23 protein-coding genes are annotated in these 21063 nt (G+C 72.5%); 6 read left to right on the forward strand and 17 right to left on the reverse strand.

The window, feature by feature from the left end; genetic code table 11:
- Positions 1–1231: type VII secretion integral membrane protein EccD (eccD, locus tag ACI6PP_RS05620; protein WP_421109844.1), on the reverse strand; the 1231-nt coding region annotated here is incomplete at its 3' end.
- Positions 1232–1354: 123 nt separating this feature from the next.
- On the opposite strand from eccD, the gene eccCa reads away from it, so the two are divergent.
- The gene (gene eccCa / locus ACI6PP_RS05625) at positions 1355–5302 is read left to right on the forward strand and encodes a type VII secretion protein EccCa (protein WP_421109845.1); all 3948 of its coding nucleotides are present in this window, start codon (positions 1355–1357) and stop codon (positions 5300–5302) included.
- A gap of 81 nt (positions 5303–5383) precedes the next feature.
- Here the strand turns inward: eccCa and ACI6PP_RS05630 are convergent, their stop codons facing one another.
- From ACI6PP_RS05630 to ACI6PP_RS05640, 3 genes are read right to left on the reverse strand one after another with little or no spacing between them, the layout of a single operon-like run.
- Positions 5384–5749, reverse strand: a complete 366-nt coding sequence (locus ACI6PP_RS05630; protein WP_421109846.1) for a hypothetical protein — start codon at positions 5747–5749, stop codon at positions 5384–5386.
- Positions 5750–5782: 33 nt separating this feature from the next.
- Entirely contained in the window at positions 5783–6088 is a 306-nt protein-coding gene (locus ACI6PP_RS05635; protein WP_421109847.1) for a hypothetical protein, read from the reverse strand.
- A gap of 35 nt (positions 6089–6123) precedes the next feature.
- Entirely contained in the window at positions 6124–6474 is a 351-nt protein-coding gene (locus ACI6PP_RS05640) for a hypothetical protein (protein ID WP_421109848.1), read from the reverse strand.
- Between the two features lie 145 nt (positions 6475–6619).
- On the opposite strand from ACI6PP_RS05640, the gene ACI6PP_RS05645 reads away from it, so the two are divergent.
- From ACI6PP_RS05645 to ACI6PP_RS05665, 5 genes are all read left to right on the forward strand, one after another.
- Positions 6620–7393 (forward strand): hypothetical protein, encoded by a 774-nt coding sequence (locus ACI6PP_RS05645; RefSeq protein ID WP_421109849.1) that lies wholly within the window; start codon positions 6620–6622, stop codon positions 7391–7393.
- Between the two features lies 1 nt (position 7394).
- On the forward strand, positions 7395–8192 hold the full coding sequence (locus ACI6PP_RS05650) for a hypothetical protein (protein WP_421109850.1): 798 nt from the start codon (positions 7395–7397) through the stop codon (positions 8190–8192).
- 18 nt (positions 8193–8210) lie between these two features.
- Positions 8211–9515 carry a hypothetical protein gene (locus ACI6PP_RS05655; RefSeq protein WP_421109851.1) on the forward strand — a complete coding sequence of 435 codons (1305 nt, stop codon included), beginning with the start codon at positions 8211–8213 and terminating at the stop codon, positions 9513–9515.
- A 141-nt stretch (positions 9516–9656) separates the two neighbouring features.
- Positions 9657–10172, forward strand: coding sequence for a hypothetical protein (locus ACI6PP_RS05660; protein ID WP_421109852.1), 516 nt, complete (start codon positions 9657–9659; stop codon positions 10170–10172).
- Positions 10173–10191: 19 nt separating this feature from the next.
- On the forward strand, positions 10192–10599 hold the full coding sequence (locus tag ACI6PP_RS05665) for a hypothetical protein (RefSeq protein WP_421109853.1): 408 nt from the start codon (positions 10192–10194) through the stop codon (positions 10597–10599).
- A 7-nt stretch (positions 10600–10606) separates the two neighbouring features.
- Here ACI6PP_RS05665 and ACI6PP_RS05670 read toward each other — a convergent pair whose 3' ends face one another.
- From ACI6PP_RS05670 to ACI6PP_RS05730, 13 genes are all read right to left on the reverse strand, one after another.
- Positions 10607–11179 (reverse strand): acVLRF1 family peptidyl-tRNA hydrolase, encoded by a 573-nt coding sequence (locus ACI6PP_RS05670; protein ID WP_421109854.1) that lies wholly within the window; start codon positions 11177–11179, stop codon positions 10607–10609.
- 22 nt (positions 11180–11201) lie between these two features.
- The gene (locus ACI6PP_RS05675) at positions 11202–11579 is read right to left on the reverse strand and encodes a metal-sulfur cluster assembly factor (protein ID WP_421109855.1); all 378 of its coding nucleotides are present in this window, start codon (positions 11577–11579) and stop codon (positions 11202–11204) included.
- Positions 11576–12025: a Fe-S cluster assembly sulfur transfer protein SufU gene (gene sufU / locus ACI6PP_RS05680; RefSeq protein WP_421109856.1), complete on the reverse strand. Its 450-nt coding sequence runs from the start codon at positions 12023–12025 to the stop codon at positions 11576–11578. The genes ACI6PP_RS05675 and sufU overlap by 4 nt, the downstream gene beginning before the upstream one ends.
- Before the next feature lie 5 nt (positions 12026–12030).
- Complete coding sequence (locus ACI6PP_RS05685) at positions 12031–13299, reverse strand: cysteine desulfurase (protein WP_421109857.1); 1269 nt, start codon at positions 13297–13299, stop codon at positions 12031–12033.
- Positions 13299–14060, reverse strand: a complete 762-nt coding sequence (gene sufC / locus ACI6PP_RS05690; protein WP_421109858.1) for a Fe-S cluster assembly ATPase SufC — start codon at positions 14058–14060, stop codon at positions 13299–13301. Before sufC ends, ACI6PP_RS05685 begins: the two co-directional genes overlap by 1 nt.
- A gap of 30 nt (positions 14061–14090) precedes the next feature.
- Positions 14091–14411 carry a non-heme iron oxygenase ferredoxin subunit gene (locus tag ACI6PP_RS05695; RefSeq protein ID WP_421109859.1) on the reverse strand — a complete coding sequence of 107 codons (321 nt, stop codon included), beginning with the start codon at positions 14409–14411 and terminating at the stop codon, positions 14091–14093.
- The gene (sufD, locus tag ACI6PP_RS05700) at positions 14411–15628 is read right to left on the reverse strand and encodes a Fe-S cluster assembly protein SufD (RefSeq protein WP_421109860.1); all 1218 of its coding nucleotides are present in this window, start codon (positions 15626–15628) and stop codon (positions 14411–14413) included. The genes ACI6PP_RS05695 and sufD overlap by 1 nt, the downstream gene beginning before the upstream one ends.
- Entirely contained in the window at positions 15625–17064 is a 1440-nt protein-coding gene (sufB, locus tag ACI6PP_RS05705; RefSeq protein ID WP_421109861.1) for a Fe-S cluster assembly protein SufB, read from the reverse strand. The genes sufD and sufB overlap by 4 nt, the downstream gene beginning before the upstream one ends.
- On the reverse strand, positions 17061–17744 hold the full coding sequence (locus tag ACI6PP_RS05710; protein WP_421109971.1) for a helix-turn-helix transcriptional regulator: 684 nt from the start codon (positions 17742–17744) through the stop codon (positions 17061–17063). The genes sufB and ACI6PP_RS05710 overlap by 4 nt, the downstream gene beginning before the upstream one ends.
- 82 nt (positions 17745–17826) lie before the next feature.
- Positions 17827–18201 (reverse strand): hypothetical protein, encoded by a 375-nt coding sequence (locus tag ACI6PP_RS05715; protein WP_421109862.1) that lies wholly within the window; start codon positions 18199–18201, stop codon positions 17827–17829.
- On the reverse strand, positions 18198–18470 hold the full coding sequence (locus ACI6PP_RS05720) for a DUF6406 domain-containing protein (RefSeq protein WP_421109863.1): 273 nt from the start codon (positions 18468–18470) through the stop codon (positions 18198–18200). Before ACI6PP_RS05720 ends, ACI6PP_RS05715 begins: the two co-directional genes overlap by 4 nt.
- A gap of 9 nt (positions 18471–18479) precedes the next feature.
- Complete coding sequence (locus tag ACI6PP_RS05725) at positions 18480–20192, reverse strand: C2 family cysteine protease (protein ID WP_421109864.1); 1713 nt, start codon at positions 20190–20192, stop codon at positions 18480–18482.
- 25 nt (positions 20193–20217) lie between these two features.
- Positions 20218–21045, reverse strand: coding sequence for a spermidine synthase (locus tag ACI6PP_RS05730; protein WP_421109865.1), 828 nt, complete (start codon positions 21043–21045; stop codon positions 20218–20220).
- Positions 21046–21063 lie beyond the last annotated feature (18 nt).

Here is a 21063-nt window from a genome sequence, read left to right on the forward strand (position 1 = left end):
TGTCGGACATGCCCAGGGTGCTGGTGCCCACGGCGAGCGCCAGGACGCCCACCGCGGCGGGCACGAGCCAGGGACGCAGCTCGGGCAGGTCCGCCGCCACGCGCACGACCTGCAGGCCGAGCACGGCCAGCGCGGCGACGCGCAGCGGGAGCATGTGCTGGACGCGCGAGTACACGCGCGAGCGCAGCAGCAGCGCGACGCCCACGCTGAGCGCGAGGTAGCGGTCCCAGGGGTTCTGCGTCGAGAAGGTGAGCGGGACGCAGGCCGCGGCGGTCACGAGGCTGATGCCGACGAGGGTGCCGACCAGCACCGCGTTGCTGTCGCGGTAGCGCCGCGACAGCGCCGCGTGCGTCATCTGGCCCGAGTGCCGCACCCGGTAGTCCGCGCTCGCCAGGCCGCCGACCGACAACGACAGCCGCGGCACCACGCCCGTGGCCAGCAGCGCCGCGACGGGGACCACCCGGTAGACCTGCTCGACGTCGACGCTGGACAGCTCGATGACGCCCACCGCCACGGCCGTGACGAGCAGCACGACGCCGGCGGCCAGGTGGCCCATCGCCGCGGGCGTGAGGAGGCGGGCGGCTCCGGCGGTGAGCACGACCGCGACCCCGGCGACGAGGATCGTGACGCGTGGGTCGAGGCCCAGCACGTCCCCCACGGCGTCGCCCGCGAGGTAGGCCCAGCCCATCGCGACGGCGGCGGCCAGCTGCGAGGTCCAGGGCCGGGCGAACGCGGCGCCCCACGCGGTCAGGCCGAGCAGGCCCGCGAGGCCGACGACCACCGTGACGACCAGCGACGCGTCGTCGAGGTCGAGCAACGAGCGGTCGAGGAGCACGGCCAGGCCGAGGACCAGCAGGGTCAGCGCCGACGACGCGACGGCGAACGTGACCGTGGAGGCGGAGGTCCACCCGCCCCCGGCGGCGTCGGCGTCGTCCTCGACGACGTCGCGGACGTCCTCGACCAGCGCCGGCCGCACGTCGGCCGAACGGCCCCGCAGCTCGAGCACGTCGCCGTCGACGACGCCGGCGTCGGCGAGCGTCTGGCCCAGCCCGAGGCTCTGCCCGCCCAGGCGTGCGAGCGTCCAGCTCTGGCGGTCGCCACCGGTCTCGTCGACCGCGCAGAAACGGAGCACCTGCGCCATGACGTCGGCCACCGGCAGGGCGCTCGGGAGCGCGAGGTCGACCTTGCGCTCGGACGCGACGACGGTGACGCGGCTGTAGGTCGTGAGCACGGATCCCCCTCGCTCAGCACGGCGGACGCCCCGAGTCGGGGCGTCCGGATGACCACAGGTCGCGCCGAGCATATCGTTGGCCGCGCGCACGGGTGCGCCGACGACGAACACGGGGGTCCTTCGATGACGACGACGCTGGTCCGACGACCTCCGCGCACGCAGCCGCCGCCGCTCGAGGTCACCGACCTGTCCATCGTCGACCCGCCGGCGCGCTCGGAGAAGAGCGGCGGCATCGCCGGGCTCGGCATGATCATGATGCCGGTGATGGCCGGCGTCGGGTCGCTGACCGTCGCGATCACCAACCGCCGCAGCCCCATCCTGGTGATCGCCGCCGTGATGTTCATGGTGGGCGCGCTGGCCGTCGGCATCCTCATGGTGGTGAGCCAGCGCTCGGGCGCCAAGCGCGCCGAGCGCGAGGGCCGCGAGCGCTACCTCGACTACGTCGAGCAGCTGCGGCACGCGGTCCGCGCCCAGATCGCGGCGCAGCGGGCCGAGCAGGCGTGGCGCCACCCGCACCCGCGCGAGCTGATCGACCTCGCCCGCGACCCCGCACGACGCTGGGAGCGGCGGGCCCAGCACGGCGACTTCCTGGCGCTGCGCCTCGGCACCGGCACGGTGCCACTGGTCTCGGGGCTGCGCCTGGACGCCGACACCGGTCCGCTCAACACCTTCGACCCCGTCTGCCTGGAGTCGGCCAAGGAGCTGCAGTCGCGGTACGCCAGCCTCAGCGACCAGCCCATCACCCTCGACCTCAAGCCCGTCAGCCACCTGAGCCTGGCCGGCGACCCGCGTCTGGGACGCGCGGTCGCCTCGTCGCTCGTGGCCCAGCTGGCGACGCTCCACAGCCCGCTGGACCTCAAGATCGCGCTCGTGCGCCCCGACGCCGCCGCCGCGGACTGGGACTGGGTCAAGTGGCTGCCGCACGTGCAGCACACGAGCGCGCTCGACGGCGACCTCACCGCACGTCTGGTCGCCGGGTCCGTCGCCGGCATGCAGGAGCTGCTCGCCGAGGAGCTCGAGGCGCGCCTGGACCGCCGGCAGCGCTCCCGCGGCTCCGACCCCGCCCCGCAGCAGCACCTCGTGGTGGTGGTCGACGCCGACGGCCTCGTCGGACCCCACCAGCTGGAGGCGCCCGACGCGTCCACGTCGCTGGCCTCGCTCGGCATCCACGTCGTCACCATCGCGCCGACGCCCCGCGAGGAGCCCGAGTCCCTCGACGACCGCCTGATGCTGCGGCCCGACGGCTCGGCCGTGCTGGCCTCGCGGCCCGATCCGTTCACCCTCGACCAGGTCGACCCCGGCGTCGCGGTCGTCGTCTCCCGCCAGCTGGCGCCCCTGCGGCTCACCGCCGAGGACGACGACGGCGAGGGTCTCGAGCAGACCGTCGGCCTGCCCGAGGTCCTCGGCGTCCCCGACGCCGCCCGCCTGCCGCTCGGCACCACCTGGCGCGCCCGTCCGCTGCGCGAGCTGCTCCGCGTCCCGATCGGCGTGGGCACCGACGGCCGCGTCGTCTCGCTCGACCTCAAGGAGTCCGCGCACGGCGGCATGGGCCCGCACGGCCTCGTCGTCGGGGCCACCGGCTCGGGCAAGTCCGAGATGCTGCGCACCCTCGTCAGCTCGCTGCTCATCGGTCACGGTCCCGACCGGCTGGCGCTCATGCTGGTGGACTTCAAGGGCGGTGCGACGTTCGCGGCGATGGAGGGCATCCCGCACATGGCCGGGATGATCACCAACCTCCAGGACGACCTCACCCTCGTCGACCGCATGCGCGACGCGCTGTACGGCGAGATGCAGCGTCGCCAGGAGGTGCTGAAGAAGGCGGGCAACCTGCCCAACGTCACCACCTACCAGGACCGCATCGACGCCGGCGAGGACCTCGAGCCGCTCCCCCACCTGCTCGTCATCGTCGACGAGTTCTCCGAGCTGCTCACCGCCAAGCCCGACTTCGCCGAGCTGTTCGTGGCCATCGGCCGGATCGGCCGCTCCATCGGCGTGCACCTGCTGCTGGCCAGCCAGAAGCTCGAGACCGGCAAGATCCGCGGCCTGGAGTCGCACCTGTCGTACCGGATCGGCCTGCGCACGTTCTCCGAGGGCGAGAGCCGTGACGCCATCGGCGTGCCCGACGCCTACCACCTGCCGCCCGAGCCGGGCGCGGGCTACCTGAAGGTCGACACCACCGTCTTCGAGCGGTTCAAGGCCGCACTCGTCTCGGCGCCGTACACCGCGCCGAGCGACGGCCCCCGCACCACCGTGCCGGTCGTCCCCTACGTGGCCGGCAACGGCCTCGGCCGGTGGATCGCCCAGCAGAGCGCCGCCGCCGGCACCGACGCCGAGCCCAGCGGCGACGCGGGCGGGACGTCGGTGCTCGACCTGATCTGCGACCAGCTGCGCTCCACGGGAGCCGCGGCGGTGCGTCCGGTCTGGCTGGAGCCGCTGCCGCGCTCGCTGCCCCTCGGCGAGCTCCTCGAGCTGCTGCCCGAGCCCACCCCGACCGCGGTGCACGCGCCGCTCGGCCTGGTCGACGACGCCGGCAAGCAGGCGCAGTTCCCGCTGTCGTGGGACTTCACCGGCGGCGGGTCGAACCTGGTGGTCGCCGGCTCGCCCGCCAGCGGAAAGAGCGTGCTGCTGGCCACGATGATGGGCGGGCTGTCGCTGCGGCACGCACCGGGCGACGTCGTCTTCTACTGCATCGACTACGGCGGCGGGCTGCTGCAGGGCCTGGCCGACCTCCCCCACGTCGCGTCTGTCGTCACGCGCGTCGACCCCGAGCGCATCCAGCGCACCATCAACGACGTCGTCGGGATCCTCAACGGCCGCGAGGACCTCTTCCGCGAGCACGGCCTGACCTCGATGCGTCAGCTCCGCCAGGCCCGCGCGGACGGCACGGTGCCGCGCGACGTCCCGGCCGACGTGTTCCTCGTGGTCGACGGCTGGGGCACCTTCCGCGACGAGCACGACCACCTCGAGAACACCATCTCCGACGTCGCCGCGCGCGGGCAGAACTACGGCGTGCACGTCGTGCTGTCGGTGACGCAGGGCATGCAGATCCGGATGCGGATGCAGGCCGCGTTCGGCGGACGGGTGGAGCTGCGGCTCACCGACGCCTTCGACTCCGAGTTCGACCGCAAGCTGATGGAGCAGGTGCCCAAGGACGTCCCGGGTCGCGGCCTGACCGACGTCGCGGGAGACCACCTGTTCCAGACCGCGCTGCCCTCGCTCGAGGCGCAGCCCGAGGGCGCGGACGCCTCGGCCGGCGTCCCGGCCCTGGTCGCGGCCGTCACCGAGCGCTGGGGCGACCAGCGCGTCGCGCGCGTGCGCACCCTGCCCGAGCTGGTGCGGGTCGGCGACCTGCCGGTGCCCGAGCCCGGTGACGACCTCGTCGCGGTGGGCCTGTCCGAGCTCAACCTCGGGCCGGCGGCGGTCAACCTGTTCGGTTCCTCCCCGCACCTACTGGTGCTGGGCGACGGCGAGACCGGCAAGACCAACCTGCTCAAGCTGCTCGCCCGCGGCCTGATGAAGTCCCGGACCCCCCAGGAGATCGGGTTCCTCCTCGTCGACACCCGACGCAGCCTGCTCGACGTGGTGCCCGAGGAGTACCTGCTCGGCTACGCCACCACCGCCGAGGAGGCGGCCCAGGGTGCCGGCGAGATCGCCGCCGCGGTCCGCGAGCGCATCCCCGGCCGCGACGTCACGGCCGAGCAGCTGCGCAACCGCTCGTGGTGGAAGGGCCTGGACGTCGTGGTCCTCGTCGACGACCTGGACCTCGTCGTCACCAGCGCCGGCAACCCGCTGGCACCGTTCACCGACCTGGTCCCCCAGGGACGCGACCTCGGCTTCCACCTGGTGATGTCGCGGCGCGTCGGCGGCATGTCGCGTGCGCTCTACGAGCCGCTGGTCCAGCGGCTGGCCGACGTCGGCACACCGGGCTTCATGTTCTCCGGCGACCGCTCCGAGGGCCGCATCCTCAACAACGTCGCGCCCACGCGGCTGTCCCACGGGCGGGCGTTCTACGTGCCGCGGGGCGGCGGGGCCAGCCAGGTCCAGGTGGCCCTGGACGACCGCGACGCCTGACGCCCGCCACCTGGACGCACGACGAGCCGGGGCCGCCCACCTGCTGGTGGGCGGCCCCGGCTCGTCGTGCGTCGTCGGCCGCTACTGCGCGGTGATCGGCCGGGTGAGCATCGGGGGCGGCGTCATCTCCGTGCGGGCGTAGGGCCCGGCGGTGACGTCGACCTCGGCCTGACCGTCGGACTCGACGCCGGTGACCGCCGTCTGCTGCACCTGGGTGCCGGCGTTGCGCACCGAGGTGGGCAGGTTGTTCGCCGACGTCTGCCAGGTGCTGGTGTAGGTCTCGATCGCCGTGGTCAGCCCGGCGTGGTGCACCGCGCCGCCACCGCTCTCGAGGGCGTTCAGGAAGGCGGTCTTGGCCGAGGTGGCCTGGGACTCCAGGTCACCCAACGATCCGCCGGCCTGGTGGAGCGCGTCGGGGTTCATGCCCCAGTCGTCCTGCCCTGCCATGGTCTACACCTCCTCCTCGCGTCGTCGGGTCGCTCAGGCGTTGTTGCCCAGGTGGGCGGCCATCTTGCGGCCACCGGCGCGCATGGTCTCGGTGGCGTTGCCGAGGCCGACGCGCTGGCTGTCGGTGGAGGCGATGTGCTCGTCGAGGTACTCCTCGAACTTCGCGCGGATCGCGGCGACCTGCTCGGTGCCGACGCCGTCGCCGAGGTTGGCCACCATCGTGTTGAACTGCGCGCGGGCCTCCTCCTTGAAGCCCTCGGCCTGACCGCGGTAGGTCTGGATGTCGGCGCCGCCCTGGTCCATCGCGCCGCCGTTGGCGCGGAGGTTTGCCTGTGCCATGGTCGTTCTCCTTCTGTCCGGTGCGTCTGGGTCTGTCAGGCGTGGATGGTCTTGGTGACGAGCGAGTTGGTGGTCTCGTTCGTGCTGACCGCCGTGTTCTGGTCGGCGTCGGCCTGCTCGTCGGCCTGGAAGGCCGCCTTCTCACCGAGGACGGCCTGCAGGGCCAGCTCACCGAGTCGCTTGCCGACCTCGGTGGCGCCCATCGCGTTGGAGGTGGCGGCCCGGGTGAAGGCGGCGCCGCCGCGTCCGGTGAACTGCGAGCGCATCGAGTCCATCCGGCCGGCGTGGTTCTTGGTGGCCTGGAAGTGCTGGTCGCTGGCGTCGCCCTGGCCCTTGGCAGCCTTGGACTGGACGCCGACCTGGTCCAGGTTCACGATGTCGTTCATCGGTGTCTCCGTTTCGTCGGGAGCTCCGGGGCCCCTCGGGTGGGTACGACACGACTGTAGGACTCGAGGGGGTCACGGTGTCGGCGGACGGCGGTCGGCGCGTTCTGCCACCGCTCCCGGCCCGGCAACTGGCACCATCGGGCCCATGACGTCCCACGACCCGTCCGCCACGGCCGAGCCCTCCGACACCCCCCGGTACCGCGAGCTGCTGGTGCTCGACGACGCCGAGGTCGAGGTGCTCGACGGACCCGGGGCGCGACGGATCGCCCCGCTGCCCAGCCGCGGGGAGGACCCCGAGGTCTGGCAGGCCCGCACCCAGGTCGCCGCCCAGCGCGTCGTCGACCAGGGATGGGCCGAGAGGACCGACGACGCCCTCGCCCCGGTCGGGCACGCGGCCGCCGTCCTCGCCGCCCGGTTCTCCTGGACGACCGTCCTGGTCGTCGAGCAGCACACCGGCGGGTACCGCGACTACCTGGTGGCCTACCTGCGCGCCGACCGCAAGGCGCTGCTGGAGTCGGTGTCGCAGGCCGGAGCGCACCGGTTCCTCGCCACGACCGCCGAGGTCGCGCTGGAGGAGGTGGCCCGGTTCCTGATGCCCGTCGACGGCGGGCAGGACGGCACCGGCACCGACGTCGACTCGCCTCGCGAGACGTGGACGCCGCAGGAGTGGGAGCGCCAGGGGGCCGCGCCCACGGTCGGCGCCGTCATGGTCTCGGCCCTGGTCGCGACGAGGAACCACCTCGCCACCGGCGACGACTCCACCGTCGACCAGCGGCGGACGTCGGTCTTCGTGCTGCCCGACCGCACGGTCGTCGCCACGGGGACGCCTGACGGCGACCTGTCCGTCGGCACCACCACCCGGGCCTCGCTCGTGGCGGAGATCGCGTCGATGACCCACCTCGCGGACGAGGAGGCCTGACGTGGCACCGATGCTGGACGCCCGGCTGGTCGAGCTGCTCGCCGAGGGTGCCGACCGCGTCGTCTTCGGGCTGCTCACCGACGAGGAGGCGCACACCGTCGACCACGGCCTGCCGCTGGACTTCGTCGTCTCGCCGTTCCTGGACGCGCACCCCGGTGTCGACCCGGGGTTCGTCCGCGAGGTGGGAGGGCGCAGCCTGCTCGCGCGCGGCCTGGTGAACCCCCGCGAGGGCGCCGACGGCCAGGTCGAGTCCGAGCTGACGCCCGAGCTGGAGATCCTCGTCCGCAGCAGGCGCGAGGGCGTCGGCCTGCTGCGTGCCCGCGAGCCCGAACCGCCGTACGGCGCCGCACGCACGTTCGTCCTGCGCGCCGCCCACGGCGGCTTCGAGGAGGACGTCAACACCCTCGGGCTGCACTACGTCTCGGCGTGCACCTACGCGACCGGCGCGCGCCGGCTCGCCGAGTGGTGCGTCGACGGGTCGGCCACGACCGTCGCCCGCGGGGCTCGCGACCGCGTCGCCCCCGACCGCTGGGCGGCATGGGTGCACGACGAGCTCGGGCCCTCGGCCCGCACCACCTGCATCGACGTGCTGGCGCCTCCCGAGCCGGGGCTCCCGCCGTCCCACGAGGTCGTCCTCGTCGCGCAGGCGGGGGCCCTCGCGGTCGCCGCCCGCGACGCCGACGGCTCCGCGCTCCACGTGGCCCAGGTCGACCAGGCCGCCCTGGGGTCGCTGCTGCTGGAGCGCGTGGGGGCGGCGCTCGGACCCGCGGTCGTGACCCCCGCGGCGCCTAGTCTCTGACGCAGGAGGCCCACCCGCATGTCGCTTTTCGCCAAGTACGAAGCCGATCCCGCCACCGTCCGCGCCGCGGGCGACGAGGCGGTCGCCCAGGACGCCTCGTTCCGGTCGGCCGGCGACCTCGCCGTCCAGCGCGCCCAGCGGGCCGCGAGCGAGACGTCCGGCCTGCTGCCCGCCGAGACGTCGGAGGTGGCGAACCCCGTGCAGGCCGAGGCCTACTCGCTCGGTGCCGCCGCGCTCCTCGTCGGCGGGTGCCTGCGCACGTTCGCCGACTCGATCGACACCTACAACCAGGGCGTGGCCGGCCTCAACACCCGCTGGGACGAGGCCGTCGCGTCCGACTTCGGGGTGGCCTCCGACGCCGGCGCCGAGCCCGACATGACCGACGCCGAGCGCCAGACCGCGCACTCGGGCGCGGTCAGCGCGGCCCGCGAGGCGCTCCGTACCGAGCTGACCGGCCTGGAGAAGGACCTCAAGACCGAGCTCGACGAGTCCGGCGACGACGCCGCGTCCAACCTCGGCAAGGGCCCGAACGCGGAGACCCTGTCGTACTACGGCATGGCCGGCGCCCTGCCCGTCAGCGCGCTGGGCGCCCACCTGAGCCTCAGCACCGCCGAGCTGCAGAAGCTCGTCGACTTCGGCAAGCAGGCCATCAAGATGGGGACGGTGGGCAAGCGGGCCCGCGAGATCTTCCACATGATCGCCCAGACCGACCTCAAGGAGGCGGCCAAGCTGATCGACGAGGACTGGAACCGGCTCCTCCAGCGGTCCACCTGGACCGGGGCGAACCCGTTGAAGACCTGGATCCAGGACCACTCCGACTTCATGACCCGCTCGGCCGCCGCGATGGACGACGCGGCCGACGCGCGACTCATGCGGCTGTCGAACATGATCTACGACGGCTCCAAGCTGTCGAAGATCAGCGGCCCGCTGGCGATCGTGGGCGGTGGGCTGCAGATCTACGACACCATCGCCAACTGGGACGAGATGAGCGTCAAGGACCGCACCCTCAACCTCGCGGGCGGCGGCACGAGCGTCGTCGCCGGTCTCGGCACCGCCGCGATGATGGCCGGCTTCGCCATCCCGGTCGCGGGCCAGGTGGCGCTCGTCGGCGTCGGGCTGGTGAGCGCGGGCATCGCGATCTACCAGAACTGGGACACCATCACCGACGTCGCCGGCGACCTCGCCAACGGCGTCAAGGACTTCGTCACCGACCCGGGCCAGGCGCTCAGCGACGCCGGCGACGCCATCGAGGACGGCCTGGACAAGGTCGGGGACGGCCTCAAGGGCGCTGCCGAGGGCGTCGGCGACTTCTTCGGCTTCTGAGCCGCCGGTAGCATCGACGCACCCGACCCCGGAGGTCCGACCATCAGGCGCCGACTCCCCGCCGAGCTGGGCCGACGGCTCGCGACGCACCGTCCCGTCCCCTGGTGGGTCCAGGTCGGGCTGCCCCTGGTCCCGGCGCTGGTGGTCGCGCTCCCGGTCGCCGCGCTCGGGGCCGAGTGGTGGTACGTCCCGCTGCTGGTGCTCCTCGGAACCTGGCTCCTGGCGGCGGCCGTCCTCAGCGAGATCCTGCTGCTGCGCCACCACGTGCACGAGCACGGCATCGTGAGCCAGTCGGTCTGGCCCTACCCGCGGCGGGTCGTCCCCTTCTACTCCGTCGACCCCGCGTCGCTGCGCATGGCGGGCTACCACCGCGCGGACGGCACCTGGAAGGACAGCCGCAACCCGCGGTTCCGCGAGGTACCGGGCGTGCCCACGCTGCGGATGGTCGGGCTGCGGCCGGACCGTGCCACCGCCCTCGCGCGTGGCACGGCCACCTGGAACAGCGCGCCGTACGTCGAGCGGATCCTCGGCACGACGCGTCACGGGCAGCAGGAGGTCGAGCCCGTCGAGTGGGTGCTGGCCTGGCGCGACGGCGGCGACGACGTCGGGTGGCTGCGCGGTCTGGTGGTCGAGAGCAAGCGGGTCGGCCACATGTGAGGTCGGCTACCGTGCACCCATGAGCTCTCGGCCCACGGCCCACGCCCGCCGCAGCGTGCTGGTGACGTCGCTCCTGGTGACCCTCGGCGCGGTGGTCCTCTTCGGCGCGCTCGTCGCCGCCTCGCTCGGCGGGGTCAGCGGTCCGGCCATCGACGTGACCTCGCTCGTCGGCGTCGTCGTCCTCCTCGTCGCGCACCTGTGGGCCTCGCGCTCACGCTGGCTCGCCTCGATCGCCCTCGTCGTGCTGCCGGCGCTCGCCCTGTTCGCCGCCCCGGCCGTCGCCTCGCGCGACGGCGAGACGCCCGTCGCGGTCGGCGCGCTCGTCGTCGGGGCCGTCCTCACGCTGGCCTCGACCTCGGTCGCGGTGTGGGTCGGCAACCGGTGGGGGCCGTCGGGCCCGATGGGGGACATCAACCTCGGGGTCTGAGCGAGCCTCAGGCGAGGTCGTTGAGGGTGATCTCGACCGACCGCGCCGACGCCACGGCGTCGACCAGCACCCGGTGGCGGGGGTCGGGGACGTCGAGGTGGCGGGGCAGCACGTCGACGGACGTGCGCATCTCGTCGACCACCTGACGCACCAGGGCGCGGTCTCCCCCGCCGACGACGGCGAGGCCGTCGGCGCCGGCGAACAGCCGGTCGGCGTGACCGGCACAGGCCTGCACCAGCTCGTCGGCCTGGTTGGCCCGGCGACGGGCGTACCGCTGCTGGCTCCAGCCGCCGGCCTTGGTCTGCCCCTGGACGTAGCGGGTGCCGGACTTGTGGGCCGTCAGCGCGCCGTCGTCGACGAGCCCGACCGCGTAGCCGCCTCGGCGCACGAGCAGGAGGCCGAACCGGCTGGGGACCGGCGCCTCGTCGAGGCGGGCCTCGGCGCCGTCGGCGGCGGTCAGCGTCACCGACGTGCCGCGCTCCGTGCGCGCCACCTCGCCGTGGCGGGCCGCGAACCGCTCGACCCAGCCGGGCAGACGCACGACGGGCACCAGCACGGTGCGCGTGCCGGTGCCCGTCATGGGTGTCGTGGAGGCCGGGACCTCAGACGTTGAAGCCGAGGGCGCGGAGCATCTCGCGACCGTCGTCGGTGATCTTGTCCGGGCCCCACGGCGGCATCCAGACCCAGTTGATCCGGAAGTCGTTCACGACGCCCTCGAGGCTCTGGCGCGTCTGGTCCTCGATGACGTCGGTCAGCGGGCAGGCCGCGGACGTGAGCGTCATGTCGATGACGGCGTTGTTGTCGGCGTCGACGTGCGCGCCGTAGACCAGGCCGAGGTCGACGACGTTGATGCCGAGCTCGGGGTCGACGACGTCCTTCATCGCCTCGGTGACGTCCTCGACCGTCGGCGCACCCGGCTTGGGGGTGAGGTCGACGTCGGGCAGGTCGGTCGCGGTGGCGGTGGTCGTCTCGTCACTCATGCGTTCTCCTTGGTCTCGGCGGCCTGTGCGGTCGCGTCCTTCCAGGCCATCCACGGCAGCAGCGCGCACTTCACGCGTGCCGGGAACTTGGCGACGCCCGCGAAGGCGATGCCGTCCTCGAGCGTCTCCTCGTCGGGCTCCACGGTGCCACGGCCCTGCATCAGCCGCTGGAACTCCGCCTGCGTGGCGAGGGCGTCCTCGACGGGCCGCCCGACCACGAGGTCGTTCAGCACCGACGCGGACGCCTGGCTGATCGAGCAGCCCAGCGCGTCGTACGACACGTCGGACACGGTGCCGCCGTCGAGGTGCACGCGGAGCGTGATCTCGTCGCCGCAGGTGGGGTTGACGTGGTGGACCTCGGCCTCGAAGGGCTCGCGCAGGCCTGCCCCGTGGGGGCTCTTGTAGTGGTCCAGGATGATCTCCTGGTACAGCGCTTCCAGATCCATCGTGCTCACACCTTGAAGAAACGTCGGGTGCGCTCGATCCCATCCACCAGGGCGTCGATCTCCGCCTCGGTGGTGTACAGGTAGAACGACGCGCGGGTGGTGGACTGGACGCCGAACCGCAGGTGGGCCGGCTTGGCGCAGTGGTGGCCGGCGCGCACGGCGATGCCGAGCGAGTCGAGCACCTGGCTGACGTCGTGCGGGTGCACGCCGTCGACGGTGAAGCTGATCGCTCCCCCGCGCTCGACGGCCTCGGACGGCCCGACGACCCTGAGGCCCTCGACCGTCTGCAGGCCCTTCAGCGCGTAGGCGGTGATCGCCTGCTCGTGCGCGGCGACGTTCTCCATGCCGAGCGCGGTGAGGTAGTCCGCGGCCGCGCCCAGGCCGACGGCCTGCGCGATCGGCGGCGTGCCGGCCTCGAACCGCGACGGCGGCGCGGCGAACGTCGAGCGGTCCATCGTGACGGTCTCGATCATCTCGCCGCCACCGAGGAACGGCGGCAGCTGCGCCAGCAGGTCGTAGCGGCCCCAGAGCACGCCGATGCCGGTGGGCCCGACCATCTTGTGGCCGGTGAAGGCGACGAGGTCGGCGCCCAGCGCGGCGACGTCGACGGGGATCTGCGGCACGGCCTGCGACCCGTCGACGACGACGAGCGCGCCGACGGCGTGCGCGCGCTCGATGATCGGCGCCAGCGGGTTGATGGTGCCGAGCATGTTGGACACCCAGGTCACCGAGACGACCTTGGTGCGCTCGTTGACCAGCTCGTCGAGGTTGCTCAGGTCGAGCCGGCCCTCGTCGGTGACGCCGAACCAGCGCAGCGTCGCGCCGTTGCGGTCGCGCAGCAGCTGCCACGGCACGATGTTGGAGTGGTGCTCCATCTCGGTGATGACGATCTCGTCGCCGGCACCGATCGCGTGCTCACCCGTGGCGTCGCCGAGCACGCGGGCCACCAGGTTGAGCGCCTCGGAGGCGTTCTTGGTGAAGACCACCTCGTCGCGCGACGGGGCGCCGATGAAGGCCGCCACCTTGTCGCGGCCGGTCTCGAACGCCTCGGACGCCTCGGCGCCCAGCTGGTGCATCGCGCGGGCCACGTTGGCGTTGTGCAGCAGGTAGTGGTCGGCGATCGCGTCGACCACCTGCTGCGGCTTGTGCGACGTGTTGGCGCTGTCGAGGTACACCAGCGCCTTGTCGTCGGCCATGCGGCGGGCCAGGACCGGGAAGTCCTCCCGGACCTTGGCCACGTCGTAGCCGGTCTCCTGCCCCGCCACCAGCGTCATCAGACAGCCGCCGCCTTGGTGTACTTGTCGTAGCCGTTGGCCTCGAGCTCCTCGGCCAGCTCGGCGCCGCCCTGGTCGGCGACGCGGCCCGCGACGAAGACGTGGACGAAGTCGGGCTTGATGTAGCGCAGGATGCGCGTGTAGTGCGTGATCAGCAGGACGCCGCGGTCACCCTGCGCCGAGAAGCGGTTGACGCCCTCGGACACGATGCGCAGCGCGTCGATGTCGAGGCCGGAGTCGGTCTCGTCGAGCACCGCGAACTTGGGGTTGAGCAGCTCGAGCTGGACGATCTCGTGGCGCTTCTTCTCGCCGCCGGAGAACCCGTCGTTGACGCTGCGCTGCGCGAACTCCTTGTCCAGGTCCAGGCCCTCGAGCGCGACGTTGACGTCCTTGACCCAGGTGCGGAGCTTGGGGGCCTCGCCGTCGACGGCCGTCTTGGCCGCGCGCAGGAAGTTGGCCACCGAGACGCCCGGGATCTCGACCGGGTACTGCATCGCCAGGAACATGCCGGCGCGGGCGCGCTCGTCGACGCTCATGTCGAGCACGTCGACGCCGTCGAGGTGCACCGAGCCACCGGTCACGTTGTACTTCGGGTGGCCGGCGATGGAGTACGCCAGCGTCGACTTGCCCGAGCCGTTGGGGCCCATGATCGCGTGGGTCTCACCGGACTTCACGGTGAGGTCGACGCCCTTGAGGATCTCCTTGGGGCCGTCGTCGGTCCGGACCTCGACGTGCAGGTCCTTGATCTCCAGCGTGGACATGTAGCTCCTTCTTCTTCTTCGTCTCGTGAGTCAGAGCGAGGCGCCGGCGGGGTCCACCAGGACCGCGTCGCCGTCGACCTTGCAGGGATAGGTGGCGACCGGGGCGGTCGCGGGCAGGTTGAGCGCCTCGCCGGTGCGGACGTCGAAGCGCGAGCCGTGCAGGTAGCACTCGATCTCGCAGCCCTCGACGTCACCGTCGGACAGCGGCACCTCCGCGTGCGAGCACTCGTCGGCGACGGCGTAGACGTCGTCACCCGAGCGCACCAGCGCGATGTCGATGCCGTCGACCTCGATGCCGAGGGCCTTGCCCTCGGTCACCTCGGCCAGCGTGGCGGCCTGGACGAACGCCATCAGGGCGTCGTCCCTGCGTCGACCGGCGGCAGCGCGAGGTTGATGTTCTTGGCCAGCTCGGCCTCGACGGCCTGCAGCAGGCGCTCCTCGAGCTCGTGGACGCCGATCTTGCGGATCACGTCGTTGAAGAAGCCGTTGACGACGAGGCGACGCGCCTCGTCCTCGGGGATGCCGCGGCTCTGCAGGTAGAACAGGTGCTGGTCGTCGAAGCGGCCGGTGGTGCTGGCGTGGCCGGCACCGGCGATCTCGCCGGTCTCGATCTCCAGGTTCGGCACCGAGTCGGCGCGGGCGCCGTCGGTGAGCACGAGGTTGTCGTTGCTCTCGTACGTCTCGATGCCCTCGGCCGCCTTGCGGATGAGGACGTCGCCGATCCAGACCGTGCGGGCGTCCTGGCCCTGCAGCGCACCCTTGTACTCGACGTTGCTGACCGACTTGGGCCGGTTGTGGTCGACGAACAGGCGGTGCTCGAGGTGCTGGCCCGCGTCGGCGAAGTACAGCCCGAGCATCTGGGCGTCGCCGCCGCTGCTCTCGTACTCGACCGACACGTTGAGGCGCACCAGGTCGCCGCCGAACGAGACGGCGCCGTGCTTGTAGGTGGCGTCGCGACCGACCAGCGCGTGGTGGTGCGCGACGTGCACCGCGTCGTCGTCCCAGTCCTGGATCGACAGCAGCGTGAGGTTGGCGCCGTCGCCGACCTTGACCTCGACGTTGGCGGCCAGCGTGGCGCTGCCGACGTGGTCGAGCAGGATGGTGGCCTTCGCGAACGGCTTCACGTCGATGAACACGTGGCCGAAGCTCGCGCCCTCGACGCCCTCGCCGCGGACGTTGACCACCACGGGCTCGGCGACCTCGGCCTCGGCGGGCACCGTGATGACGGTGGCCTCGCCGAAGGAGGTCCAGGCCTGGGCGCTGATCCGGTCGCCGGGGGCGTAGACCGAGCCCAGGCGGGCGTCGTCGCGCCCGACCTGCTCGACCTGCACCGGGTCGGCCGCCTGGACGGACGCGACGATCTTGCCGTCGGCCGCGAACGAGCCGTCGTGCAGGCCGCGGAGGCGCTTGAGCGGGGTGAACCGCCAGACCTCCTCCAGGCCCTTGGGCACGTCGTGGTCGGCGAGGTCGAACGAGCCGACCGGGTGGAGGTGGGACGAGATCTGCCCGCCCACCTCCAGCGCGGCCTCGACGTTGTCGACGTGCACTTCCTCGGGGGTCGTCGTCACCCGACGGCTCCTTCCATCTGCAGCTCGATGAGGCGGTTGAGCTCGAGGGCGTACTCCATCGGCAGCTCGCGCGCGATGGGCTCGACGAAGCCGCGGACGATCATGGCCATGGCCTCGTCCTCGTCCATGCCTCGGCTCATCAGGTAGAACAGCTGGTCGTCGCTGACCTTGGAGACCGTGGCCTCGTGGCCCAGCGACACGTCGTCCTCGCGGACGTCGACGTACGGGTAGGTGTCCGAGCGGCTGATCGTGTCGACCAGCAGCGCGTCGCACTTGACCGTGGAGGCCGAGTGCTCGGCGCCCTCGAGCACCTGCAGCAGGCCGCGGTAGGAGGTGCGGCCACCGCCGCGCGCGACCGACTTGGAGATGATCGAGCTCGACGTGTGCGGCGCGCAGTGCACCATCTTGGCGCCGGAGTCCTGGTGCTGGCCCTCGCCGGCGAACGCCAGCGACAGGGTCTCGCCGCGCGAGTGCTCGCCCATCAGGTAGATGGCCGGGTACTTCATCGTGACCTTGGAGCCGATGTTGCCGTCGACCCACTCCATCACGGCGCCCTCCTCGCAGGTGGCGCGCTTGGTGACGAGGTTGTAGACGTTGTTCGACCAGTTCTGGATCGTCGTGTAGCGGCAGCGGCCGCCCTTCTTCACGATGATCTCGACGACGGCCGAGTGCAGCGAGTCGGTCTTGTAGATCGGCGCGGTGCAGCCCTCGACGTAGTGGACCGACGCGTCCTCGTCGACGATGATCAGCGTCCGCTCGAACTGGCCCATGTTCTCGGTGTTGATCCGGAAGTAGGCCTGCAGCGGGATGTCGACGTGGACGCCCTTGGGCACGTAGATGAACGAGCCGCCGGACCAGACCGCCGTGTTGAGCGCGGAGAACTTGTTGTCGCCGATCGGGATGACGGTGGCGAAGTACTCGCGGAAGAGCTCGGGGTGCTCCTTGAGCGCCGTGTCGGTGTCGAGGAAGATGACGCCCTGCTCCTCGAGGTCCTCACGGATCTGGTGGTAGACGACCTCGGACTCGTACTGGGCCGCGACGCCGGAGACGAGGCGCTGCTTCTCGGCCTCGGGGATGCCCAGGCGGTCGTAGGTGTTCTTGATCTCCTCGGGGAGCTCCTCCCACGAGGTGGCCTGCTTCTCGGTGGAGCGCACGAAGTACTTGATGTTGTCGAAGTCGATCGTGTCGAGCTCGGCGCCCCAGGTGGGCATCGGCTTGCGACCGAAGAGCTTGTGGCCCTTCATGCGCATGTCGAGCATCCACTGCGGCTCGCTCTTGCGACCCGAGATGTCGGCGACGACCTCCTCGGAGAGACCGCGCTTGGCGCTGGCGCCGGCGACGTCGGTGTCGGACCAGCCGAAGTCGTATCGGTCCAGGCCCTCCAGCTCGGGGTTGGCCTGCTCGATCGCGTTGGGCTCGTTCGAGGTGGTGGTCATGAGGTCCTCTCCGGTGCAGTGGTGCTGAGGTTCGCAGGGACGTTCGTGGTGCAGACCCCGTCGCCGTGGGCGAGCGTGGCCAGTCGTTGGACGTGGCTGCCCAGCAGGCGCGAGAAGACCTCGGTCTCGGCCTCGCACAGCTGGGGGAACTCCGCGGCGACGTGCGCCACGGGGCAGTGGTGCTGGCACACCTGCTCGCCGCTGGGGGCGGTGCGGGTGGACGCGGCGTAGCCGTCGGCGGTGAGCGCCTGCGCCAGCACGGCGGTGCGCTCGGCCTCCGGGACGGCCTCGACCAGCGGGCGGTAGCGCGTCTCGAGGTCCGCGACACGGCGGCGGGCGAACGCCATGACGGCATCCTCGCCGGCGGTCTCGGACAGGAAGCGCAGCGCGTCGACGGCGAGGTCGTCGTAGGCCTGGTCGAACTGCTCGCGACCGGTGTCGGTGAGCAGGAAGACCTTGGCCGGACGGCCGCGCCCACGGGTGCCGGTGACGCGCTGGTCGCGGCTGGTGAGCACGCCCTCGTCGCTCATCTGGTCGAGGTGACGACGGACGGCCGCGGCCGTCAGCGTGAGTCGCTCGGCGAGCTGCGCCGCGGTGGACGGACCGTGCTCCAGGATGCTGGCCGCCACGCGCTCGCGCGTGGGTGCGTCGTCCAGGGACGACACCTCCGGCACGCGCATGTTTTTCACAACGCCAGTGTGCCGTTATTGATTCCGACGGACAACGAAGGTGAGGCTTACCGTCCCGGCCCCGCCGGGACGCTCACCCGTCGGCGGCGGTGACCCACGCAGCGTCGTCGCAGACGCCCGTCAGCTCGTACGACGTGCCACCCAGGGTGAACGAGTCGCCGAGGCCGACGCGGACCGGGTCGGGGCTCGGGTCACCGCCGGCTCCGGGCGCCCATCGGACGTACGCACCGTCCTCGCCGCCGTCGGTGGTCAGGTAGCTCACCCGGAGCTTGGTGCCGTCGTCGAGGCTGCCGTCGACGCCCTGCTGCACCCGCTGCCCGGAGGCGTCGCCCACGCAGCCGTCGGCACCTCCCCCGCCGGAGTCGCCGCCGGGCTGGTCGCCGCCCCCGCAGCCGGCCAGCAGCACCGTGGCGAGGACGGCGGCCGTGGCGGCCGTCGCACGCCTCATGCGTCCACCGGGTCGAGACGGACGCGCGTGCGGCCGGGCGTCGACATGTCGAGGTCGCCGACGGTCCAGCGGGCGTCGAGAGCGCGGACGCCGTCGCCCACCCCCACCCGGAAGCGCTCGTCGACGCCGTCGACCAGCACGCTGATGGTGACGAGGCCCTCGTCGCGGGCGGTGGTGGCGATGCCCAGGCGGCAGCGGTGGCCGTCGAGCTCGACGCGGGTGGGCACGCCCTGCCGCAGGTGCAGGCTCGCGGACGGATCGGAGGTCATGGCACCTTCCTACCGGTTGAGGGCGGCCGCGCCGCTGAAGTGGTCCTCGAACTCCTCGGGGCTCACGACGAGCTCGGGCTCCTCCTCGCCCCACGGGTTCACCAGGATCAGGTTGCCGTCGGAGTCGTACCCGCGCAGGTGGTAGGCGTGCAGGCCGTGGAAGCCCTCGCGGTCCCAGTCGTCGTCCTCGGTGGTGACGACGACGGGCCGGCCCTCCTCGTGGGCCTCCTGGACGTCCGAGGCGTCTGCCCCGAGGTCGTCGGCGTCGTGGCCCGTCATCAGCTGGGCGTCGGAGTCGGCCCAGCCGCCCTCGATGCCGCCGTACCCGTCCTCGCCGTCGCTGCCGTGCTGCGACGCCAGCGCGAACGCCTTCTCGTAGTAGCCGTTCCACAACGGGGTGTCGGAGTTCTCGCTGCCGTACTTGGGCTGGCCGTCCTCGTCGAGGGGCAGGTCGCGCGTGACGGTGACGCGGTGCGGGTTGCCGTCGTCGTCGTACATGGTGACCGCGATGGTGCCGTTGTCGTTCTCCTGGACGTGGTCGGTGACCCAGCTGTCGTCGCCCTCGGCGAGCGCACCGGTCTTGGCGAGCATCCAGCAGTCGCCGAGCGCGCCCTGGTCGACGCCGTCCGCGTCGGTCTGCGGGTTGCCGTCGGAGTCCTCGAACAGGTGCCGGTCCGCGGGCGGCGGACCCCACTCGGGGCTCTCGGCCGAGGGGTTCTCGTCCGACGCCTGGTCACCGTCGACGCCGCTGACGTCGGGGTTGATGCCCGGCCACAGACGGCTGAGGCGGTCGAGCAGCGCCTGGTCGGCTCCCGTCAGCACGACGGTGTTCAGGTCGATGTTGTCCCAGTGCTCGAGGCCGTGGTGGTTCCACAGGAACCCGCCCTCGTCGGTGTTCATCTCGTGCCAGCGCCGCAGCTCGTCGTCGGAGAACTGGGCCAGGACGAACTCGATGCCCGCGCCGTCGGGCCCCAGGCCCCGCATCGCCTCCAGCACGCGCTGCAGGTCGTCGCGGTTGCCGTTGACGCCGTAGTCGTCCTCGTCCAGGAGCCGGCGGAGCGCCTCCGACGCGTCCTCGACGGCGGCGGGGTCGACGTCCTCGGGGACGACGCCGTTGCGCTGCATCGCGGCGATCATGGCCGCGATGTCGACGTCCCCGGCGTCGAGGCCGGCCAGACCGAGCTCGGGCAGCATCAGGGCGCCCGCCTCGGCGAGCTCGCGCATCGTGGCCTCGTCGGGGCCGGCGTCGAGCATCGCGGCCTGGTCGTCGCCCTCGTCGTCGAGCGTGTCGGCCAGCACGGCCTCCTCGCGCTGCAGCTGGGCCACCAGCGCGGCCCGGGCCCCGGCCACGTCGTGCGTGTCGTCCACGCCCTCGGCCGGCTCCTCGACGCCGAAGCGCGAGCCCGCGGCGGCCTCGTAGCGGGCGTTGAGGTCGTCGACCCCGGTGTTGTAGCGGGTCACCGAGGACGCCCACAGGCGCATGACGCCGCCGGCGAGGACGCTGGCGTGCTGCAGCTCGGTGCAGGAGCCGACGGCGGCGGGCGGTGGGGCCAGCAGCGTGGCCAGCAGGCCGTCGGTCTGCAGCGCGGCGGCGCGACCGCCGGCGCGCACGTCGACGCCGAGGCCCTGGAACGTCGTGCTCGTGCTGACCAGCCCGGCGGCGTCCAGCTCCAGCATCATCGGGACGGCGGGGTGGTGCGCGAACAGGCCTGCGGTGCTCATCGTCAGACGGTAGGACGGCAGGGGGTCACCGGAAGAAGGTCGCGCCCCCGGGCGGCTCGGGCGAGCGGGAGGAGTCGGCGTCGGTGAACGGACGGCCGCCGCCGAGCGCGTCGGCCACCTCGGTCCCGGCGAGCACCCGGTAGGGGAACGCCGACGACGCCGCGACGCGCCGCAGCGCCGCCTCGGGCAGCGGGCCGTCGCTCGCCGCGACGAGCAGGTTGCCGAACCTGCGGCCCTTCATCGTCGCCGGCTCGGCGCTGACGAGCACGTGCGGCAGGTGCTCGGACACCCCCGCCACGACGCGTCGGACGTACGGGAAGGGCAGCCGGTCGGTGACGTTGAGGAGCAGCACCCCGCCCGGCGCGAGCACCTCGGCGGCCTGCGTGAGCGCCTCGCGGGTGGTGAGGTCGGCCGGGACGCGGGCGCCGTCGAACGCGTCGACGACCACCGCGTCGGCGTATTCGGAGCGCATCTGCGCCAGCCCGGTGCGGCCGTCCTGCGGGCGCACCTTGATGCCCGAGCGTGCGGGCAGCGGCAGGTGCTCGCGGACGTGCTGCGTCAGCGCCTCGTAGGGCTCCAGCACCACCTGCGGCGAGCGCGGACGAGTGGCGGCGACGTAGCGGGCGAGCGTCAGGCCCGCTCCCCCGACGTGCACCACCCGCATCGTCTGCGTCGGCGGCGCGGACGCGTCCAGGACGTCACCCATCCGTCGGACGTAGTCGAACTCCAGCCGCGTCGGGTCGCCGAGGTCGACGTGCGACTGCTCGGCACCGTCGACCAGCAGCGTCCACGCGTCGGCCCGTCCCGGCTCCGGAACGAGCTCGATCCGCGGGTCGCTCCCCTGGTCCGGCACGGCCCGACGGTACCGCCG

Origin of the sequence: Solicola agrisoli (assembly GCF_049059935.1) — a bacterium.
GTDB lineage: Bacteria > Actinomycetota > Actinomycetes > Propionibacteriales > Nocardioidaceae > JAURVT01.